Origin of the sequence: Pedobacter hiemivivus (genome assembly GCF_004331685.1) — a bacterium.
Classification (GTDB): Bacteria; Bacteroidota; Bacteroidia; order Sphingobacteriales; family Sphingobacteriaceae; genus Pedobacter; species Pedobacter hiemivivus.
Map to the genome: position 1 here is coordinate 1 of NZ_SJSM01000049.1, position 3,013 is coordinate 3,013.

At 37.7% G+C, this 3,013-nt stretch carries 2 protein-coding genes and 3 rRNA genes; 3 read left to right on the plus strand and 2 right to left on the minus strand.

What is annotated here, in order from left to right; all coding sequences use genetic code 11:
- The first annotated feature begins 183 nt into the window (after nt 1–183).
- A 5S ribosomal RNA gene (rrf, locus tag EZ444_RS26935) occupies nt 184–295 on the plus strand.
- An 86-nt stretch (nt 296–381) separates the two neighbouring features.
- Nucleotides 382–493, plus strand: a 5S ribosomal RNA gene (gene rrf, locus EZ444_RS26940).
- 54 nt (nt 494–547) lie between these two features.
- Here rrf (EZ444_RS26940) and EZ444_RS26945 read toward each other — a convergent pair.
- Together EZ444_RS26945 and queD are read right to left on the minus strand one after the other, a co-directional pair.
- Nucleotides 548–1,582, minus strand: coding sequence for a COX15/CtaA family protein (locus tag EZ444_RS26945; protein WP_131612994.1), 1,035 nt, complete (start codon nt 1,580–1,582; stop codon nt 548–550).
- Nucleotides 1,572–1,925 carry a 6-carboxytetrahydropterin synthase QueD gene (gene queD / locus EZ444_RS26950; protein WP_131612995.1) on the minus strand — a complete coding sequence of 118 codons (354 nt, stop codon included), beginning with the start codon at nt 1,923–1,925 and terminating at the stop codon, nt 1,572–1,574. The genes EZ444_RS26945 and queD overlap by 11 nt, the downstream gene beginning before the upstream one ends.
- Nucleotides 1,926–2,625: 700 nt before the next feature.
- Here queD and EZ444_RS26955 point away from each other — a divergent pair.
- Nucleotides 2,626–3,013, plus strand: a 16S ribosomal RNA gene (locus tag EZ444_RS26955); the annotation flags it as partial.

Here is a 3,013-nt window from a genome sequence, read left to right on the forward strand (position 1 = left end):
AAAGGTTGTGAGATCAAAGTCGAGTAATACTAATCATCCGAAGCTTTCAAGAGCAATAAACTGTTGTTTGTTCTTCMTAACTTAACTTCTTTCAATAATATGTCATTTGTTTAGTAACAAATCGAGCAAGGCGYAAGCTGAGCAACAAAAGCGAAACGATATATACTARATAYTTAAAAATATTTAGGTGCCTATATCGGTGGTGTCCACCTCTTCCCATTCCGAACAGAGAAGTTAAGCCCACCAGAGCCGATGGTACTGCGGTAACACGTGGGAGAGTAGGTCGGTGCCAAATCTTAAAAGAAAGCCGGTAGTCCAAAAGACTATCGGCTTTTCTATTAAAAAATGAAGAAATTACTAATTAAAAGATATTAAAAATATTTAGGTGCCTATATCGGTGGTGTCTACCTCTTCCCATTCCGAACAGAGAAGTCAAGCCCACCAGAGCCGATGGTACTGCGGTAACACGTGGGAGAGTAGGTCGGTGCCAAATCTTAAAAAGAAACCCGGTAGTCATTGCGACTATCGGGTTTTCTTGTTTATAAGATTAAGTTTTCTTTAAATTTAGAAACAGAAATAGGAGTAGCGAAATCAGCAATAGTATTCCTGTAAACTGATGTAATAAAGCGAAGCTTTTGTAATGACCATTAATGCTATTTAGGATTGTTGTTATTCCTATAATGCATTGTGTGACCACCAGCAGTAATGGAGATAGCCTGATGAATGATAATGTGCTGTTGATTTTCCATGTTGACGATTTGATATATAGCGTAAGAACGAGGATGCAGATTACATAAGCCAATGTGCGATGAATGAACTGGATCGTTAACAAGTCATTTGTCATGCGGATCAGGTTCATCTTTTGAAAGGATATTTGAGGAGGAATAGCAAAGCCATTCATATCAGGCCAGGTTATTGCCGCAAGCGCAGCATTGGTTCCTGCCATGAACGCACCGTATATCATCTGTAGGGTAACTAAAATGAGTATAAGTATATTCAATTTTGGAAACCTGAGTCGATGTCTCATTTTGATAGGTTGCAGACTTAAAGAAAATGCTAGCCACAGTGTATAGCAAAGTAAAATAAGTGCAGCGACAAAATGTATGGATAATCGAATGTGATTCACTTTTATGTTTATATCATTCAATCCACTCTTAACCATTATCCATCCTATAATTGCCTGTAGTAATCCGAGTATAAAAAGGAACAGCAAAGAGAATAACAGTTTCTTTTCTATTTTTTTTCTGATGAGAAAGTAGATGAGCGGAAAAAGGAAGGCAATGCCGATAAACCTAGCCCAGTTTCTATGTAACCATTCCCAAAAGAATATGGATTTGTAATCTTCGACTGTAAAATGTGAGTTTACAATATGAAATTGTGCGATCTCTTTGTATTTGTCAAAACTTGTCTGCCATGCAGATTGATTTAAGGGGGGGATTGTTCCGAGCAATGGTTGCCATTCTGTGATGGATAATCCTGATCCTGTAAGCCTGGTGATTCCACCAAGCAGAATTTGTATGATAATGGTACCGGCACCGAAATAAAGCCATGTGACAATTTGCTTATTATCTTTAACCTTCATAGATTACTCCAGATGTTGGTGTTTCTTTTAATTCTATTTTTACCAAATCTGGAAATATGGGCTTTATCATTTGCCATAACCACACTGCAAGATTTTCAGTGGTAGGATTTTCTAGCCCAGATATTTCATTTAATAACTTATGGTCAAGGATGTCTAAGAATGGTTTTATGCCATTTTTTAAATCGGTATAATCTATGATCCATCCTGAATGTTCTTCTGGCTTACCTGAAATGAAGACAGTCAAAGTATAGGTGTGTCCATGCATTCCGCCGCATTTATGTCCCTGTGGAACGTTTGGTAGATAGTGCGCGGAATCAAATTGAAAGGTTTTGTAGATAATCATTTGTTTTTTATATAATTCAAAGTTGTGATTATGGACGCTGATAGTAAATGATAGCTATCATGTTTTTTGATAATTGTAATCATATCTATGATGTTTTATAAATAGCCTGTAGTTTTTCTGATTGTGTTGCAGGTAGTTATGGGTTTGAAGGAGGTAATAGTGTGTTTAAGTTTGCGGGGGCGTATAATTTTCCTACTTTTGCATCCCGCTTCGGAGGAAGGGTTTGAGTGAAAAGGATAAAGGTTGAATTGAAGGGTTAGAAAAAGAGATTGGTATTTCTTTAGGAGTGATTAAAAGGCTCGAAAAATAAAAGAAATAAAGTTTAATAAAAAGCTTGACAAAACCAAAAAGATTTCTACCTTTGCAATCCCAAACAGAACGGGAGTTACCAAACGGAGTTTGATAACAGAATAAAAAAGATTGAAACGTTAAAAATTTTAAACTGAGATTCGGAACATTAAGACCGAAACGAAACTGAAGAATAATAAACGAAGAAATATAAAGAAGATCCGAGAGGTGATTCGAGAAGTTCATTAAAGAGATGTCATTTATAAAGCATAGCGAGGTAAGATAGTACAGTTTCAAAGTACATGAAAACCAAAGCTATTTTTTCAAGTCAGAATCTAACTAGACAATATAATTAGAATAAGACTATTATTAATACAAGTTAAGAATGGTCAGTGTTCGAACAAAACATTTTACAATGGAGAGTTTGATCCTGGCTCAGGATGAACGCTAGCGGCAGGCCTAATACATGCAAGTCGAACGATACTTTCCAGCTTGCTGGGAAGGAAAGTGGCGCACGGGTGCGTAACGCGTATGCAACCTACCTTAATCAGGGGGATAGCCCGAAGAAATTCGGATTAACACCGCATAAAAACACAGGATAGCATTATCCAATGTTCAAATATTTATAGGATTAAGATGGGCATGCGTGTCATTAGCTAGTTGGCGGGGTAACGGCCCACCAAGGCGACGATGACTAGGGGATCTGAGAGGATGACCCCCCACACTGGTACTGAGACACGGACCAGACTCCTACGGGAGGCAGCAGTAAGGAATATTGGTCAATGGAGGCAACTCTGAAC